General features: G+C 62.0%; 19 protein-coding genes. 10 read left to right on the top strand and 9 right to left on the bottom strand.

Features of this window, described 5'->3' with window-relative positions; all coding sequences use genetic code 11:
* Positions 1–51 precede the first annotated feature (51 nt).
* Entirely contained in the window at positions 52–498 is a 447-nt protein-coding gene (locus PZH32_RS02170) for a hypothetical protein (RefSeq protein WP_275205991.1), read from the top strand.
* A 6-nt stretch (positions 499–504) separates the two neighbouring features.
* Here the strand turns inward: PZH32_RS02170 and PZH32_RS02165 are convergent, their stop codons facing one another.
* The 6 genes from PZH32_RS02165 to fdhD all read right to left on the bottom strand — a co-directional run bounded on the left by PZH32_RS02165 (position 505) and on the right by fdhD (position 8,502).
* Complete coding sequence (locus PZH32_RS02165; RefSeq protein WP_275205990.1) at positions 505–2,013, bottom strand: response regulator transcription factor; 1,509 nt, start codon at positions 2,011–2,013, stop codon at positions 505–507.
* Positions 2,014–2,241: 228 nt separating this feature from the next.
* Positions 2,242–3,282 carry a DmsC/YnfH family molybdoenzyme membrane anchor subunit gene (locus PZH32_RS02160; protein ID WP_275205989.1) on the bottom strand — a complete coding sequence of 347 codons (1,041 nt, stop codon included), beginning with the start codon at positions 3,280–3,282 and terminating at the stop codon, positions 2,242–2,244.
* 14 nt (positions 3,283–3,296) lie between these two features.
* Positions 3,297–3,920: a 4Fe-4S dicluster domain-containing protein gene (locus tag PZH32_RS02155; RefSeq protein ID WP_275205988.1), complete on the bottom strand. Its 624-nt coding sequence runs from the start codon at positions 3,918–3,920 to the stop codon at positions 3,297–3,299.
* An 11-nt stretch (positions 3,921–3,931) separates the two neighbouring features.
* Positions 3,932–6,694, bottom strand: a complete 2,763-nt coding sequence (locus tag PZH32_RS02150) for a molybdopterin-dependent oxidoreductase (protein ID WP_275205987.1) — start codon at positions 6,692–6,694, stop codon at positions 3,932–3,934.
* Positions 6,695–6,780: 86 nt separating this feature from the next.
* Positions 6,781–7,542: a TorD/DmsD family molecular chaperone gene (locus PZH32_RS02145; protein WP_275205986.1), complete on the bottom strand. Its 762-nt coding sequence runs from the start codon at positions 7,540–7,542 to the stop codon at positions 6,781–6,783.
* Between the two features lie 120 nt (positions 7,543–7,662).
* A complete protein-coding gene (gene fdhD / locus PZH32_RS02140; RefSeq protein ID WP_275205985.1) occupies positions 7,663–8,502 on the bottom strand; it encodes a formate dehydrogenase accessory sulfurtransferase FdhD in 840 nt (279 codons plus the stop codon).
* Positions 8,503–8,991: 489 nt separating this feature from the next.
* Here fdhD and PZH32_RS02135 point away from each other — a divergent pair, with 489 nt between their 5' ends.
* Positions 8,992–9,309, top strand: a complete 318-nt coding sequence (locus PZH32_RS02135; protein ID WP_275205984.1) for a ubiquinone biosynthesis protein COQ7 — start codon at positions 8,992–8,994, stop codon at positions 9,307–9,309.
* A 24-nt stretch (positions 9,310–9,333) separates the two neighbouring features.
* On the opposite strand, the gene PZH32_RS02130 is transcribed toward PZH32_RS02135, so the two are convergent.
* Positions 9,334–9,987 carry an HAD family hydrolase gene (locus PZH32_RS02130; RefSeq protein ID WP_275205983.1) on the bottom strand — a complete coding sequence of 218 codons (654 nt, stop codon included), beginning with the start codon at positions 9,985–9,987 and terminating at the stop codon, positions 9,334–9,336.
* Between the two features lie 98 nt (positions 9,988–10,085).
* Between PZH32_RS02130 and PZH32_RS02125 the strand changes: the two genes are divergently transcribed.
* The 4 genes from PZH32_RS02125 (at position 10,086) to thpR (ending at position 13,252) form a co-directional block, all read left to right on the top strand.
* Positions 10,086–10,514 (top strand): hypothetical protein, encoded by a 429-nt coding sequence (locus PZH32_RS02125; protein ID WP_275205982.1) that lies wholly within the window; start codon positions 10,086–10,088, stop codon positions 10,512–10,514.
* Positions 10,515–10,566: 52 nt separating this feature from the next.
* Positions 10,567–11,352: a metallophosphoesterase family protein gene (locus tag PZH32_RS02120; RefSeq protein ID WP_275205981.1), complete on the top strand. Its 786-nt coding sequence runs from the start codon at positions 10,567–10,569 to the stop codon at positions 11,350–11,352.
* Between the two features lie 128 nt (positions 11,353–11,480).
* A complete protein-coding gene (locus PZH32_RS02115; RefSeq protein WP_275205980.1) occupies positions 11,481–12,683 on the top strand; it encodes a Fic family protein in 1,203 nt (400 codons plus the stop codon).
* A gap of 8 nt (positions 12,684–12,691) precedes the next feature.
* Positions 12,692–13,252: an RNA 2',3'-cyclic phosphodiesterase gene (gene thpR, locus PZH32_RS02110; protein WP_275205979.1), complete on the top strand. Its 561-nt coding sequence runs from the start codon at positions 12,692–12,694 to the stop codon at positions 13,250–13,252.
* Here the strand turns inward: thpR and PZH32_RS02105 are convergent.
* On the bottom strand, positions 13,249–13,596 hold the full coding sequence (locus PZH32_RS02105) for a hypothetical protein (RefSeq protein WP_275205978.1): 348 nt from the start codon (positions 13,594–13,596) through the stop codon (positions 13,249–13,251). The genes thpR and PZH32_RS02105 overlap by 4 nt on opposite strands.
* Positions 13,593–13,739, bottom strand: a complete 147-nt coding sequence (locus tag PZH32_RS02100; protein ID WP_275205977.1) for a hypothetical protein — start codon at positions 13,737–13,739, stop codon at positions 13,593–13,595. The genes PZH32_RS02105 and PZH32_RS02100 overlap by 4 nt, the downstream gene beginning before the upstream one ends.
* 140 nt (positions 13,740–13,879) lie before the next feature.
* On the opposite strand from PZH32_RS02100, the gene PZH32_RS02095 reads away from it, so the two are divergent.
* The 4 genes from PZH32_RS02095 (at position 13,880) to glsA (ending at position 16,552) form a co-directional block, all read left to right on the top strand.
* Positions 13,880–14,245: an arsenate reductase family protein gene (locus tag PZH32_RS02095; RefSeq protein WP_275205976.1), complete on the top strand. Its 366-nt coding sequence runs from the start codon at positions 13,880–13,882 to the stop codon at positions 14,243–14,245.
* Between the two features lie 11 nt (positions 14,246–14,256).
* The gene (locus tag PZH32_RS02090) at positions 14,257–15,021 is read left to right on the top strand and encodes an NAD-dependent protein deacylase (protein ID WP_275205975.1); all 765 of its coding nucleotides are present in this window, start codon (positions 14,257–14,259) and stop codon (positions 15,019–15,021) included.
* A gap of 141 nt (positions 15,022–15,162) precedes the next feature.
* A complete protein-coding gene (locus PZH32_RS02085) occupies positions 15,163–15,504 on the top strand; it encodes a SemiSWEET family transporter (RefSeq protein WP_275205974.1) in 342 nt (113 codons plus the stop codon).
* A gap of 82 nt (positions 15,505–15,586) precedes the next feature.
* Positions 15,587–16,552 (top strand): glutaminase A, encoded by a 966-nt coding sequence (gene glsA / locus PZH32_RS02080; RefSeq protein WP_275205973.1) that lies wholly within the window; start codon positions 15,587–15,589, stop codon positions 16,550–16,552.
* Positions 16,553–16,560: the final 8 nt, after the last annotated feature.

Below are 16,560 nucleotides of genomic sequence, written 5' to 3'. Positions count from 1 at the left end.
TATAGTGACCGCGAAGCTTCAAATACCACACAATTGAACTAAGGAGCTTTCATGGTTACCACCGAAGTGGCTTTCTCGCGCTCCACCTGGGAGCACTCCCGTTTGTTCAAAGAGGGTCTTTACGAGCTGGGCCGTCGCATGCCCATGGAGCTGGTGCGTCTCTACGTCTACGAGGGCGCCCGCAGCCCGCGGGTGCACACTGCCTGCTACCAGCGCATCGACGAGCTTCGCCAGCTGCGCACCCAGGCTATCCTGGCCGAAATGGACGCCATCGAGGCTCAGGCCGAGTCGTGGCTTGCCGAACACCCCGCCGAAGCCGCGCGCATTGCCGCCGCGGAGGGCCGCACGGTGGCCACTCCGGCCATGCTCCTGGGCACCGCCGTGGTGAACGGCACCAGCAACGTACTCAGCTTCACCGCCGACACCTATGCCATCGCCCCCAACCTGCGCATCTACGAGCTGTTCTCCTGGTACAACGCCGGCGAGTCCTACGCCTAAGACGCCTTAGGCGTTCTGCTGCCGAGCATCGTACTGCTCGGAGAACTCCTTGAGCGCCTCCAGCAGTTCCGTACGGGAATGCACGTTCAGCTTCGCATAGATGTTGCGCACGTGCGAGCGCGCTGTGTGATAGGAAATAGTCAGCTCGGACGCCACCGACGTGGCGTTGTGCCCCACCATGAGCAGCTCGAATACCTCGTATTCGCGCGCGGAAAGGCCAGCCTCGTCGGCTAGCAGCCGATTGTAATCCACCGCCACGGGCTCGGGCTCGTGCGCGCGCTGCATTTTCTGCGCCCCCTTGCCCGACGTGGTGAGATAGGGAAAACTGCTGCTCGAAAATCCCATCGTGGAGAAAACCGCTGTGGCGCAGGCAATGCCAACGGAAATATAACCGCGCGAGTGGCCGAGGAACGCATAGGCCGCCTCCCCGAAGAGCCACCCGGCCACCAACCCGAACGAGGCCGAGGCAAAGGCGATGCCCACCACCTTGCACACATACACCTCGTTGCGATTGCCCACAAAGGCCACCAGCAGCCAGAGCACCATAATAAGCACCATACAGTCGGCATGGAAGGCAATGCTCAGATAGGGATCGAGCGAGAGCGGTGCCAGAGCCACGCAGACGGTCAGCACCAGCACGGCAATGCCATAGGCAATCTTCAACAGCCGAAACACTCCCACGGGATGCCGCTTGATGCCCACGCAGTAAAACAGAGCGAACGAAAGCACCAGAATGCCCGCGAAACTGATGTCGGAAGCTGAATGGAACTCGTGGGACGGCTCCATGGCCGCCTTGGCTGACAGGGCAAAGAAAAACACGCCGAAGGCGAGGCACATCTCACGATAGCCCTTCGCGAACTTCTCCGGTCCCTCGGGCATCAGGGCCAGGCGCTCTCCCAAAGTTGGCGCCGCCCGTACGAGCAGCATGGCGGCGAACAAGGGCAGCAGGCAGAACAGCGCCCCCTCGACCATACGGCCTCCCACGCTTTTGCACAGACCGATGACGCCGCACAGCGTCGCCATAATGACGCAGCTGAAAAAGAACCCCACCGCCGCCGACGCAGGACGCAGGCACGCGAAAGCCACGGCGCAGCATTCCACCAAGATGGCGCTGCTCACGCCCAGCACCACCATAAGGCATCTCACCAGCGTCAGGTGCAGCGTCGGCTCCAGCGGAACAATGCCATAAAAGGCCAGCATAAGAAACAAGCAGCTGCCCCACGCCAGCCCGCCGGCACCGAGCCACAAGGCGCGGCGCGAGAGCAGGGCGTCCAAGGACCTCAGCAGCGCAAACGCCAAGAGCGCCACGGTAAACGAGCCCAGCACCAATCCGACCGAAACGTCGTCGACTTCGCCGTTCATGAATGCCGGATTGCCCTTCACCAGGCTCATCCAAATCCAGGAAAGCAGCGCGCCGAACGCCACCACGGCATAAAGTTTGTCGCTGAGCAGGTCCTCGAAACGCTCAGCGAAAGCAAGGTAAACGCGCTTTTGGCTTGGCGACTCGTCGACCATAGTAGTGCCCCTCCCCTTTCGAGCGCAGCAATCCAAGGGCTTGGGCCCTTGCGACTGTTGCTGTTTCCGGTAGTGGCGCACCCCTCGCCTCTCCGTATTGTAGAACAAGTTTCGCGCCGCACCGCAAAGCGCTTCCCCTTTGAAACCTCAGCACAACGAAGACCCCCGGGAGCACCAGGGGTCTTCTTCAACGTCGCGCTATGCAGGTTGGAAGGAGGGGGGAAGAACCTACATAAGGACGGCGATATTAAGACCGGCGGCCACCACGGCGAAGCGGAGCATCACGCCGCCGACAAGCAGGCAGAGACCCGTGATCACGCCAGCGTCCAGCACGCGGGCGCCGTACTGCGCTCCATGCCAGCGCGCGAGGGAGACAATCTCCAGCACAGCCGGCACCACCAAGCCGACAAGCACAATGCCCAACCAGAAGGGAAGCGCGAAACCGCCCGCCAGCAGGAAATCCACCGAGAGGGCCGCCACCGAGTGGGACGATCCCATGATGAACATCATGGAGAACAGCACCAGCAGCTCGGCCACAACGATGGGCAGGTCCACCACGCCCAGTGCGTGAGCAGAGGCAACCACATTCTCATCCACCTCTTGCGCGACCACGGCACTCTGCTCGGCCGTGCGCGGCACTGCCGCGCTGCGCGTGGGAGCCGCAGGCACCGCCATGTCATCATCGAGCACGGCAACCCCGGCCCCCGTAGCGGCCAGCTTCGTCTTGGCCGGAGCCGCCGGCCGCACGCGGCGCATGACGCCCACGGCCACGAAGACGGCACCGATGCCCGTCGACAATGCCGAGAACAGGAACAGCACGGGCAGCAGCGGCTGATTCCAGAAGGGCACCGCCTGCACCAGGGCCAAAAGCAGGCCCGTGTAGACCGCCGTGCCCACGGCGAACACGCCAGCGGCAATGGAGAGACCGCGCAGCAGTTTCTCCGAGCCCTTCTTCGTCACCGTCAAAATCCAGTGCACGCCGCTCAGCACAATGAAGCAGCTGATGATGATAACGCCCACCGACATCATGGACGTCTGCGGCTGCAGGAACGCCATAAGGAAGCGCGTCGGCACGCCCAGGTCAAACAGCAGCAGCACGCAGCCAATGGCCACCAGCGGCGCGCCCAGAAGCACGCCGGGCTTCACCAGGGGCCGATAGCGCTCTCCAAGGAAGCCGGCTACCGCGCCGACCAGGTACGCTCCCGCGCCCGTGCCGGCCAAAAACAGGTACCACGCAATCAGCGGGCCCCATACACTATGCAATCCCATATTGCCTACCTCCTCTACTTCCTCACGCTACGGCTTTTCGCCATGTAGTACACGGACGGATTCGTACCCTGCTCGGGAAGCAGCTGATAGGCATCGTAATCGGCCACCAACTGCGCCACTTCGCTGCTGGGATCGTCCAAGTCTCCGAAGTGACGGGCGTAGGCCGGGCAGGTGCGCACGCACGCGGGTTCCTCGCCATTGGCGCGGGCATCTTTGCAGAAGTTGCACTTTTCCACGACCCCCACCTGATGCCCCTGGTACATGACCTCCTCGTAGGGATTGAAGCCGTACTCGGGGAAGCCGGGCTCGATCTTCTCCACGAAGTTGCGGGCGTCGTAGGGGCAGGCCGCCTCGCAGTAACGGCAGCCGATGCACTTGTCGTAATCGACGTCCACCACACCGTCCTCGCCTTTATAGGTAGCGCCCGTGGGGCACACCTGGGCGCAGGGCGCGTTCTCGCAGTGCATGCACAGCACCGGCTCATAGACGATGCGCACGTTCGGGTACGTGCCCGTCTCGCTTTCCAGAACCTTCGACCACCACACTCCCGGAGGAGTGCCATGCTGGGCTTTGCAGGCCATGGCACAGGCGTGGCAGCCCGTGCAGCGGGCCAGATCTATGACCATTCCGTATCTCATTGCCGTACCTCCTATGCCTTCTCGACCTTGACCATAACCGTAAAGTCGGCGTTGCCCGTCACCTGATCGTGCTCTTTCGACTCGTGGCTGATGAGTCGATTGAAGTGCGTGCCCAGGTGAGCGTAGGGGCCGACGTTGACCGAATCGGAGGGTCCGCCGCCGCTGATGCCCATGCAGTCGGGTCGAATGGCCTCGGACACATAGGCGGTGCCCTCTACCACGTTGCCGAACTGGGATTCCACCCGCACATGATCGCCGGTTTTAATGCCCTTCTTCTCGGCCACGGAGGTGTGGATCTTGACGCCGATAAGCGAGGGGGCGAACTTCTCCATGTACTCGCCCTTCCAGGGGTCCTCCATGGGCATGCACATGGCCGAGAAGGCGTTGCCGTAGTGGCAGCCGTACAGGTCGTACTGGGCATCAGCTTCGCCCAGGGGCCCGATGCCGTGCCACTCGGGAAGACCGATCAGGTCGTAGTAGGCCGCCTCATGCGGGGACAGGCCGTACTTCTCGCGGTCCGCTTTGTACTGCTCGCGCGCCCACACCCACCATTCGTCGTAGACCGGGAAGCGCGTCTCGGGATGCTTCAGGTAGGGGTACCAGGACTTGCGGCTGGGCACCGGGTTGCCCTTGAAGCCGTTCTCGCGGAACCAGTCGATGTTGAACTCGGGGCCGAACTTCGTCTGGAAGTGACGGTCGAGCATCTCCCATACCTCGTACTTCTTGTCCAGATCAAGGGCATATTCGGGATCGATGGACAGACGCGCGTTCACGGCCGTGTTCCATTCGGGTAGATAGCCCATGCGATCGGCAATCTCGGTCATGATGTCGAGCATCTGGCGCGTGTCGTGCAGGGTTTCCACCACCGGCTGCTGCAGCGCCTCGAAACCGGAGATGTAGTCCTTGTTGAACTCCCACCAGCTGCCGGACAGCGCGCGGGTGCCGGGAACCAGAATGGCGTAGCGCTCCAAGTAGCTCATCTCGGGCAGCAGCACGTCGCTCATCTCGGTCATCTCGTCGAACACCAGCGGCATCGTCCAGATGAAGTCCACGGTTTTCATGCCGGCCTCCACGTGCTTGCCCGTACCGCGGCTGCGCAGCGGATTGCGCAAGTGATGGAACAGCACCTTCTTCTTGAGCTTGTCGCCGTACAGCGCCACTTCCTCGGGGTGCTTCTCGGGCTCGGCCAAGATGTCCATGTCCAGCGTCTCGGGGCCGAAGAAGTAGATGTCCTTGGACTTCGCCGGCGGGTAGTTGAACTCGTAGGTAGTGAACTCGCGGCTCTCCTGCACCACGCCGTCCACGCCGGGCACCGGGTCGGCCGTCACGCCCTCGCTGCCACGGCTCGAGCCCACCACGTTGGCCGCTCCGGTCAGCGTGTAGAGAAGGCCAATGGCGCGACCGGCCAGAATACCGTGATAATGGGCCTGGGCGCCCTTCTGGAAGTCCACGGCCACCGGGCGATAGGGCACCTCGTAGGGGCCGTCGGGATCATCGTAGAACGTCATGGTCGTGCCGATGCAGGCGGCGTCGCCGAACTCCTTGGCAATGCGGCGGATGGTCTCGGCCGGCACATCGCAGATCTCCTCGGCCCATTCGGGCGTGTAATCCTGGATGAAGTCGAGGAACAGCTGAAAGCCGGGCTGGCACTCCACGCCATCCACCGTGTAGCTGCCCTCCAGGGCAAAGTCCTTGATGGTGGGGTCGTCCCAGCATTTCGCCTTGTTGTCCACAGCGTCCCACACCAGCGGCTTGCCGAACTCCTCGCCCAAGCGGGTCGGGTCGACTACCTTCTCCTCCTTGGAGCGCACATACATGCCGTCGGGGCCAATGAGGTAAGGGCCGTTCGTGTTGGTCTTCTGGAAGTCGCGGTCATAGACGCCGTTCTCCACCACCATGGCATTGATCATGCCCAAAACGAAAGCGTGGTCGGTGCTCGGCTTGATAGGAATCCACTCGTCGGCCATGCGGGCCACGTCGGCTTGCACCGGATCGAGCACGACCACCTTCATGCCGTTGTCCTTGGCGTTCAAGAAGCCGCGCATAGGAGCCGGATATCCCTTGCCCGAACCGAAGAAGTTCGTGCCCATGACAATGATGTACTGGCAGTACTCATAGTCCGTGGACTCCACGAAGCCACCCAGATGGCGCAGGGTCACGCGGTGGGCCGTGTCGCCGCACACGCCGTCCTGCCAGCCAATGCCCGAGTTAAGCTGGGTGCGCAGGTTCTTGTTGAAGGTCTTGTAGAAGTCGGACATGATGTTCTTGGCGTGGGAATCGCCGAAGTTCGACATGTAGAAGTCGAAGGACTCCGGCTCCGTCTCCAGCACCGGCTTCAGGTGCGCTACCACCTCATCGATGGCCTCATCCCACGAGATCTCAACCCACTGCGGGTCGACGCCCAGGCCCTTTTCGGGATTGGTGCGCTTCATGGGGCTCTTGACGCGATAGGGGTTGTACAGCGTCATCAGGCCGGACTGGGACTTGCCGCAAACGCGGCCCTGGCCATTCGGCTCGCCGGGGATGCCGTCGACTTTCACCGCCACGCCGTTGACCACATGTACCTGGATGGGGCAATGCACGCGGCAGCAGCGACACACGCTGCGGACCCAGCGATCCTCGACGGGCGCCTCGGCCGCCACGCCCTCTTCAAGCGAAGACAGCGGGCCGTCGAACAGGCTGTCGCCAATGGCCGCCACGGCGGTCAGCGCCGCCGCGCCCTTGAGAAAGCCGCGGCGGGACACGCCCGTTGTTGTTGTGCTTTCCATTTCCATTCTCTCCTCCTTTTATCCTCTCCTCTGGTTATCGGTTATCACGCATATTGCGTCGGACACGTTCGTTTCTCACCTCGCTCTCTGGCTCAGGCCGCCTGGGGCAGCAGCTGAGCTACCTCGTGGTACTCGGCCACCCCTTGCGCCTCGTCGAGCACAAAGCTCTTCGTAATCAGGGCCACGCCCCGATACAGATCAAGCCGTGCCTGCTCGGTCATGACATCGCAAAACCGCGGGATCCACGGAGCAACGTGCTCGTCCAAGAAGCTTTGCTGCTGGGCAATGAAAGCCAGGGCCTGCTCGCGGTCGCCCGCAGCCCACGCCTCGCTCTCCTTTGCACACAAGTGACGCATGAAATCGAGCTCGAGACCGATGTAATCGGGCTGGTCGTGAATGTCCTTGGGCAAGACGGCATCGGCAGCCGCGTAGGCGTTCAGCACAGCGGCAATGCGATGGGTCTCCAGCTCATGCATCTGGTTGGAGTACACCGACTCGTAGGGCGGCGGCGGCCCGTAGCCGGGCTTCACCCCGCGAAGCAATCGCGTGCGCTCAACCGCCACCTCGGTGGTCAGCTCCTCCACGTCCTTGCCCTCGCAATCCTGCATGTACTGGTCGATAAGGGCCACGCCCACGCGCATGTCGTCAGCCAAATCCTCCTGCGCGGTCACACTGGCGATAAAGGCCGCCAAGTCGTCGCCCAACAGGCCGCTAGCGAACTGGTCGTCGGGGCGGCGGCAGTACAGGGCACCCAAAAACCCGTACACGCGGCTGCGCGACCGGGCAATGGCCGCCCACTGGGCCGGGGCCAAAGCTTCATCGCTTCGACCCACCTGTTCCTTGCTGTCTTTCATGCTCTCTCCTTCCGTTTCTTCATCGGAAACGCGTTGTATGGGGGCGCACTTCGCCCAGCGCCATGGATGGCGCGTGAAATAAATCCAAGTTGAGGAATGGGACGCGGCGACAGCAGCGTCCTAGGCGCAAATGGACCGGGGCCGCTCTTCGAACCAGTCCGCATCTCGCGGATCGTGATAGACGCGCAGCGAGTCGGGCCACGCCGAGCAAATCAGGGTCAGGTCGCTCTCGCGCGCCAGCCGAACAGCGCGGTCGGTGGTGACCGACTTCGAAACCACCAGGGGAATGCCCGCACGCACCGCCTTCTTGAGCATATCGATCGGCAATCGTCCGCTGCTGAAGACCGTGCAGCGCTTCAGATCGATGCCGTGTAGCAGGCCATAACCGACCGCTTTGTCGAACGCGTTATGGCGGCCCAAATCTTCGCAACGGCAGAGCACTTCGGCCCCTTGGGCCAAATAGCAGCTGTGCACGCCACAGGTGGTGCGATGCATGGGGCTGTCTGAAGAGAAAACGCGCGCCAGGGAGAAGATGTCCTCCGCTTTCCAGGGAATGGGCGTCACCTTGCGCGAATCCGACTCCTGCTCTGGGGTCTCCACGAAAACCCGCGTGCCCGTTACCGCCGTCGGCACAACCTCCATCGCCTTTGCCGTCAACGGGACCGCTTGGCGCAGGCTCACGCGCACCGTTGATAAGGACTCGTCGAAGCGGAGCGACTCGATATCTCCGACGGCAGCAATAATGCCTTCACTGTAGAGGCGCCCCACAACCAGCTCGCGCAAACTGGTAGCCGTGCACACCAACTGCAGGGCGCGGCGTCCGTTGACCACCACATCGAGCGTGTGCTCAACGGGAACCTCCTCGGCCATCGCCACTGTCAAGCAGCTATCTGCGCGCAGCGAGCGCACCGGCTGCTTGGTCACTACCTGCGGAGACACCACTGTGTTTTCTTTCCCCATGACAACTCCTCCTTCATGAGAACGCCCCGCCGACCCCTTGCTCCTCGCGGGGCCCGAGAGCGGAACTGCGTTGCTCTGAAGCGAAGATACTGCGAACGAAAACCCACGAACAATCGCGCAAACAGGCTGAAAATTCCCTCACTCAAACTCGTTCATTTTGTGCGAAACGCCCTGCATAAAGGCAGTTTTTGTTATCACCCATTCTCATTTTGGCGTACGGACCATGAGGCAGCCAACTGAGACAGCCAACCGTCTGACTTGTCTCATCAGGCCCACCAGTTGGCTGGCTCTTCCCAGGGAATGGCCTCCTGCGAGCATGGCCTATTTCCATCGTTTATCGTCAAAGCGTCTACAGGTTCGTGGCAAAGAAATCCCGTTGCCGCCGTGGCGGCTCCCCCTCCCCTACCATGACCCATGACCTCATCGGAGGCCGGCGACCCACGCGTCTCCGCCTCGATGAGAAGCGCTACCCCGTTGAAAGGAACAATCATGGCTATTCTTTCCAACCCGTTTGTAATGGAAGTCCCGCGCAAGCTGACGGACGAAGAGCTCATCAACGCTATTCGCCAAGACATTGTTGGCGAGCTGGAGGCCATCCACGAGTACGACGCCCATATTCAGGCCACGGACAACGAGGATGCCAAGAAGGTACTCGCCGATATTCGCGACGAAGAGCGCGAGCATATGGGCGAGCTCATGGAGCTGCTGGAGCGCCTGGCGCCCGACGAGAAGGCCCTGAACGACGAGGGTCGCGAGGAAGTGCGCGAGATGCTGGACAAGAAGCCGGCCAAGAAGAGCAAGAAGTAGCACTCCTCGAAGGCGTCCTCGGCGCTATACCCCCAGGTAATCTGCAAGCCCCGTCAGCGAGTCGAACTCGAGGGCGGGGTTTTCCTGTGCCAGGGCTTCGGCGGGAAACATGCCCCACAAAGCCGCCACCGACGTGCAACCGGCAGCATTGCCCGCCTGAATATCGAAGGGGCTATCACCAATATAGAAGCAGACCGTTGGATCAAGCCCCATGAGCGAGGCGGCCCGCAGGATGGGGCCCGGCGCCGGCTTGTGCTCCGGCCAGTCATCGGGAGCAATCAGCACGTCAAAGAACTCCGCAATGCCGCTCATCTCCAGGCCGCGCTGGGCCATGGCATGGCGCTTGGACGTCACCACGCCCATGGGAATGTCCGCCGCTCGAAAACGCTCCAAAGCAGCGCGCGTGTCGGGAAATGCGGCTATGCGCTCGTCGTGAACGACGTCGTTGTGAGCGCGATAACGAACGAGCAGCTCATCGGCCTTCTTCTCATCTCCCTGGGCAAAGTGCAGCATTTGGTCGCGCAAGGGCGTGCCCACTCCAGCCATCAGCTCCGCATCGGACAGCCCCAGGCCCTCCACCTCGTTCAGCATATAACGCATGGAGCACAGGATGATCTCGTAGGTGTCGATCAGCGTGCCATCAGCATCGAACAGCAGGCCTTGCACGTTGCTGCGCATAACAACCTTCCCTCAGGTATCGCAAATCGTCTTCTGTCGGTCTTCCGAACATTATACTTTGGCAAAGACGCAAAAGAAGCGAAGAGAAAGAGAGCCCCATGGACGCCTCTCAACGCGACACCGTAGCCCACGCAATGGGTCAGCGCGCCCTCTCGCTGCTCTTCGCCTTCCTTCTGGCGCTTCCTCTGACCGTCAGCGCTGGGTGCGCGGGATTTCAGCACGTCACCGACACCTCGGAGGCAAACGCCCCCGCTGCGACCACCTCTCACCTTACCTTCCGTAATGCCCACGCCCTGGAGGAGCATTTCAAGAAGCACGGCGCCGAGATGGGATGCGCCACGGCCGACGAGTACCTGGCCAGCGCCAACGCCGTCATCGCCAACCCGAAGGCGCTCCACAAGCTGCAGGCCGAAGACGGCGACGATCTCTACTTCCTGGAGCGTACCGGCGAGTTCGTCGTGGTGTCTCCCAAGGGGTTCATCCGCACCTACTTCATAACGGACCGCGACTACTACGATCGTCAGTAGCCCGTTATCGCAAGCCCCCCGTCTTTCAGGCCGAGCAGCGGCCGGGCTCCATTTGACAGTTCTCCAACCTGGACCCGACGCGCTCAGCGGCACTGCCGGCACGCGCTACCATGGCCCCATGGTCTACATCACCGGCGACATACACGGCGACTTCCGCGACCTCATTGCGTTCAGCGAACGCCAAGGTCTTACCAGCGACGACATTGTCATCATTCTGGGCGACGTGGGCGCGAACTTCTACCTGCACGGCCGCGATCGCCAAACGAAGAAGAAGGCGGCCCGCATTCCCGCCACGCTGTTCTGCCTCCACGGCAATCACGAGGCGCGTCCCCAGTCCCTACCCGAGCTGTACCACGAAAAGTCCTGGCACGGCGGCACGGTGTTCGTAGAGGACGCCTGGCCGAACCTCCTGTTCGCGAAGGACGGCGAGGTCTACGATTTCGACGGCTTTTCCACCATTGCCATCGGGGGTGCCTACAGTATCGACGCGGAATGGCGCGTGCGCGAGGGGTTGCCGGGGTTTCCCGACGAGCAGCCCGATGAAGAGGTGAAGGACCGCGTGGAGGCTGTCTTGGCAGCACGCGGATGGCAGATCGACGTGGTGCTGTCCCACACCTGCCCCGCCAAATACACCCCGGTGGAGGCCTACTTCGAGGGCATCGACCAAAGCAAGGTGGACAAAAGCACCGAGAACTGGCTGGACAGCCTAGAGGACCGGCTCGACTACCAGCGCTGGTACTGCGGCCACTGGCACCTCAACAAGCACATCGACCGTATGGATTTCCTCTTCGACGACGTAGAAGAATTCGCCGCCGGCCTGGTGCCGTTCGATGTTTAAAATCCGCGCCAATCCACCGCAAGATTCCCCCTTCCTCCTCTTGACTTCCGTACTTTCTGATAAGATTAACGGAAGTGAAACTAGTTTCACTTCCGTTAATCTAGGAACAAGGAAGCGCGCTTAACCCGATGAATAAATGGCCTGCCGTAAAAACGGAATCTGTTTCCTGGGAGCGAACCGAAGAGGACCTTTTCCTCATCCCCAAGTCGCGACGGCGGAAAATTACCGCCACCTACGAAGCCGCCATCCCTGCCACCCTGCAAAACCAGCAACTCATCCTCTCTCCTGAGCTGGCCGAGCGCCTTGCCGACGCCCGCGCAAGACTTGCGCGATTCGATGAGAAGCAGGCGACTCTGCCCTACAATTTGCCCAGCCTCTTCCTGCGCAGCGAGTCGGCGGCCAGCTCGCAAATCGAGAATCTCACCTCCAGCGCACGGAATATCGCCCTCGCCGAGCTTTCCCCATCGGCTCCGAAAAACGCGCAGATCATCGCCGGCAACATCGACGCGATGCGATGCGCCCTCGGACTCACCGGCCCACTCAGCATCCCCCGCATTCAAGACATCCACCGCCAGTTACTCAAACATGCCGACGAGCCTTTCGCTGGCACGCTGCGCTCCGAGCAAGTGTGGGTCGGCGGCACGCCCTACAGCCCTCATGGGGCCTTGTTCGTACCCCCTCATGCCGACCGAGTGATCGATTGCCTGAACGATCTCTGCGCTTTCACGCAGCGCGACGACCTTGACCCCATCGCCAAGGCGGCCATCACCCACGCTCAGTTCGAAACCGTCCATCCCTTCATCGACGGAAATGGTCGCACAGGCCGCACCCTGCTTCACTACTTGCTGCGCGAAGACGAGGTTCTGCGCCGCGCAACCATCCCCCTTTCCGCCGGGCTGCTGCACGATATCGACAACTACATGGAGGCGCTGCGCCTCTACCAGCAGGGCATGCCTGAGCCCATCATCGAACAGCTCATCGATGCCATTGATCTCGCCATCGTCGTCTCACAAAGGACTTCCGAACGGGCACGTGCGCTTTTGGAAGACTGGGAAAGCGCCATGCACGAGCGCGTAACGGCGAAGATTCGCCGCCTGCCAGCGCTCCTGGTAGAGCAACCTGTCGTGGATTCGGCTTTTGTCGCGCAACGACTCGGCATCACCCGCCGCGCCGCCATGGATCTCATCAACCGTGCATGCGAATACGGAATTCTCAGGCCCATCGGCAATGCGAAACGCGGGGAATTCTACCAAGCGCCAGCTATGCTCGACATGTTGGACGAAATATCAAGCATGGCCGGAATTCGTCGCATGCTTGGAATCGCCCGCTAGGAGGAACTATGCGTACCTTTATCGCCCTGGATTTGCCGACGGAATTTGCCGACGACGTGGCGGCCTTGGGCCGCCTGCTCAGCGCCGCTATGGAAGGGCGCTTTCTGGCACGGGATACCTACCACCTGACCCTCGCCTTTCTCGGCGACATCGACGATCCGGAAACCACCCGCGCCATGGATGCCCTCGATGAAGCCGTCGACAAGCTGCGCGACCCTGAAGCGTCCCTCCTGCTCTCCCCCGACGGCCTGGGAAAGTTCGGCCGTCCCCAAGATGCCACCCTCTGGCTCGGCATCGCCAAGACGCCTGCCCTGGAAGCCCTGGCTATCAACTTGCGCAACGCTCTCCAAGCCCGCGACCTCTCCTTCGACGACAAGGCCTTCTTGCCGCATATCACCCTCGGACGTCGCGTCCGCATTCCGAAGGACAAGCTGCCCGCTCTTGCCTTCCCGCTACCCGCCGAAGCCCCCAGCGTTACCCTCTACAAAAGCACCCTCAGCCGCGAAGGCGCCACCTACAAGCCGCTTTATCAGCGGACGTTGACTCCCGACCCAACTCGAAGAGTCTAGTACGCCGCACCTTCTATCCTCAGGTCGGCACAACCGAGGAGGGCGCGGGGACTCAAGCGCACGACGGCTTCCAGCTTGATGGCGGGGTTGGCCACCACCAGCTCTACGGGAGCATCGCCAACACAAATCCTACCGTCGTGCTCATCCTCGCAGAAGAACCGCCGCACGCCCGCTCGCCCCAGCGCCTCTTCCGCTTCCGCATCCTTCATCGGGCGCGCGAACAGCTCGCCTACCGCACCGCCGCAACTTTTGCAGAAGGCGACATCCATAAGCACGTAGCGCAAGCCTTTCTTCCGCAGGTGCGCCACAAGCTTGTCCGACAGCACTACCCGTTGCGCGTTCATCGCGCCGCCTCCTCCGGCTCTTCAACCACCACCTGGAACGCGTCAATGCGATCGCAGCCAAACTCGTGCACTTCCAGCGTGTCGTAGCCGCAGCAAGCTCCCCCGCTGCTGAAGCCAAACACCAATCGTTCCCCGTCGGTCATCGTCACGCCTTCCCGCATTAGGTACAATCATCGTAGGCTGCCGGCACCGCAAGTCACCAGGACCTGGGCGCGCCGGCACCGCATCATTACCGTATCACACTCTGGCGGGAAGCAGGTCCCGCTCGATCAAAGGAGATCCCATGGCCGACGCCCTGTTCGTTGAATACCCGAAGTGCTCCACGTGCAAGAAGGCCAAGGCGTGGCTCGACGCCCAGGGCGCACCGTACACCGACCGCGACATTGTCACCGACAACCCCACGGCCGACGAGCTGCGCACGTGGCACCAGCGCAGCGGGCTGCCGCTCAAGCGCTTCTTCAACACCTCGGGCATGCTCTACCGCGAAATGGAGCTTTCGAAGAAACTGACCACCATGACCGAAGACGAGATGTACGGCCTGCTGGCCACCAACGGCATGCTGGTAAAGCGCCCGCTGCTCGTTACCGCCGAAACGGTCATCCCTGGTTTCAAAGAGGAAGCCTGGGGCGCCGCTATGGCCGACAACTAAGGAGAAGAGTAATGGCACCCGCGGCGAACACCCCAACACCCCAGGACGCTATCGAGCAGCTGCGCCAGTGGATTCGCGATTGCGAGCCAGGACGCATGGTGTTCTTCGGCGGCGCCGGCGTGTCCACCGAAAGCGGCATCCCCGACTTTCGCAGCGCCGACGGCCTCTATGCGCAGAAGTACCCCTATCCGCCGGAGACCATGGTGTCGCGCAGCTTCTTCGACGCCCATCCGCGCGAGTTCTTCGACTTCTACTGCAACCGCATGCTGGCATTGGACGCCCAGCCCAATGCCGCCCACCGCAAGCTGGCCGAGCTGGAGCAGGAAGGCATCCTCTCGGCCGTGGTCACCCAGAACATCGATGGCCTGCACCAGAAGGCCGGAAGCCGCAACGTGCTCGAGCTGCACGGCAGCGTGCTGCGAAACTACTGCCAGGACTGCCACGCCCCTTACTCGGTAGAGGAGCTGATAACCCTGCGCGAAGCAGCCCTCGATGGCGTGCCGCGGTGCCCCCGCTGCGACGGCATTGTGAAGCCCGACGTGGTGCTCTACGAGGAGCCTTTGGACGACGCCACGGTGACCGCCGCCGTGCGCGCCATCGCCGCAGCCGACTTGCTGGTCATCGCCGGCACCAGCCTGGCCGTGTACCCCGCGGCAGGGCTCATCGACTACTTCAGCGGCAGCCATCTAGTCATTGTCAACCGCACCCCCACGCCCCGCGACGCCCATGCCGACCTCTGCATAGCCGCCAACGTCGGCGAGGTTTTCAACTTCTAGACGCGCACCGGGACGCCCCTCCCTCCACCGTTACAACGACCTTACACCCCCGTAAAGATAACTTTTCAATGATGAGCGCCAATCTCATCTGAAAGCTCGGCGCGGTACGGTTGAAGACGTCAAACGATGAAAGGAGGAAGCATGTCTGCGACGACCCATGCCGTAAGCAAGCACCCAATCAGCAAGCAAAACCAGACCGTACCCGAGCACAAGCAGCACGTTAAGCACGATGTAGTCAGCATCATTGGCCGCATCGCATCCGTGCTCTCCGTCATCATGTACGTGTCCTACATCACCACCATCGGCGATAATCTGGCCGGTCACGGCGGCAGCCCCTGGCAGCCGCTGGCAGCGTTCTTCAACTGCTGCATGTGGACGGCCTACGGCTTCCTGAAGCCGAAGAAGGACATCCCCATTATCGTGGCGAACGTACCCGGCATTTTCCTGGCCGGCGCCGCGTTCATCACGGCACTGGTTCACTAGCGTTGCTGGCAAAAAAAGCGGGCGCACGGGGCTTCCGCCCTGGACGCGCCCGCATTCCCCGACGGAAGGAAAGAGGCACCCCATGATCGTCAAACTCACCTATGCCCAGCTGAAGAAGGCGGTCGAGGACGCCTACGCCGCCTGCAAGGACCTTCCCGGCGGCCAGAACGCCCACTACATTCCCTACTTGGCCCATGTCGATTCGAGTCTGTTCGGCATTAGCCTGTGCCTGCCCGATGGACGACTCATCTCCGTGGGCGACACCGACTATCGCCTGGGCATTGAATCGGTCTCGAAGGTGCACACGGCTATCCTCGTACTGAAGGAGCTGGGCGCCAAGGCAGTGCTCGATAAGATCGGCGCCGATGCCACCGGCCTTCCCTTCAACTCCATCTTCGCCATCCTGCTGGAAAACGATCGCCCCTCCACCCCGCTGGTGAACGCCGGCGCCATTACCGCTTGCTCGCTCGTGGAGCCGCAGGGAGACGCCGACGCGAAATGGAAGGCCATCTTCGACAACATGACCGATCTGCTGGGCAGCGAACCGGTGCTCATCGATGAGCTGTACCACTCCGAGTCGGCCACCAATTTCGACAACCGCTCCATCGCGTGGCTGCTGAAGGAATACGACCGCATCTACGACGATCCCATGATGGCGCTCGATCTGTACACCCGCCAGTGCTCCCTGGGCGTCACCGCCGAGCAGCTGGCCATTTCCGCAGCCACCATCGCCGATGACGGCGTGAACCCGCTGACGAAGAAGCGTGTGTTCGATGCGGCGCTGTCGCCGAAGATTGTCTCGCTCATGGCCGCCGTGGGCTTCTACGAGCACTCCGGCGACTGGCTCTACGAATCGGGCCTGCCGGCGAAAACCGGAGTGGGCGGCGCCGTCATCGGCGTCATGCCCGGCGTCTTCGGCGTGTGCGCCTTCGCCCCGCCGCTGGACGATGCCGGCAACTCCGTGAAGGCCCAAGCCGCCATTCGCCACATCATGAACAGCCTGAACCTGAACGTGTTCTCGAACACCCACTTCGACATCGCCGATTAGCTGCGCCC

This window comes from Adlercreutzia equolifaciens (assembly GCF_029076695.1).
Taxonomy (GTDB): domain Bacteria; phylum Actinomycetota; class Coriobacteriia; order Coriobacteriales; family Eggerthellaceae; genus Adlercreutzia; species Adlercreutzia equolifaciens_A.
This window is presented reverse-complemented; position numbering and strand designations above follow the sequence as displayed.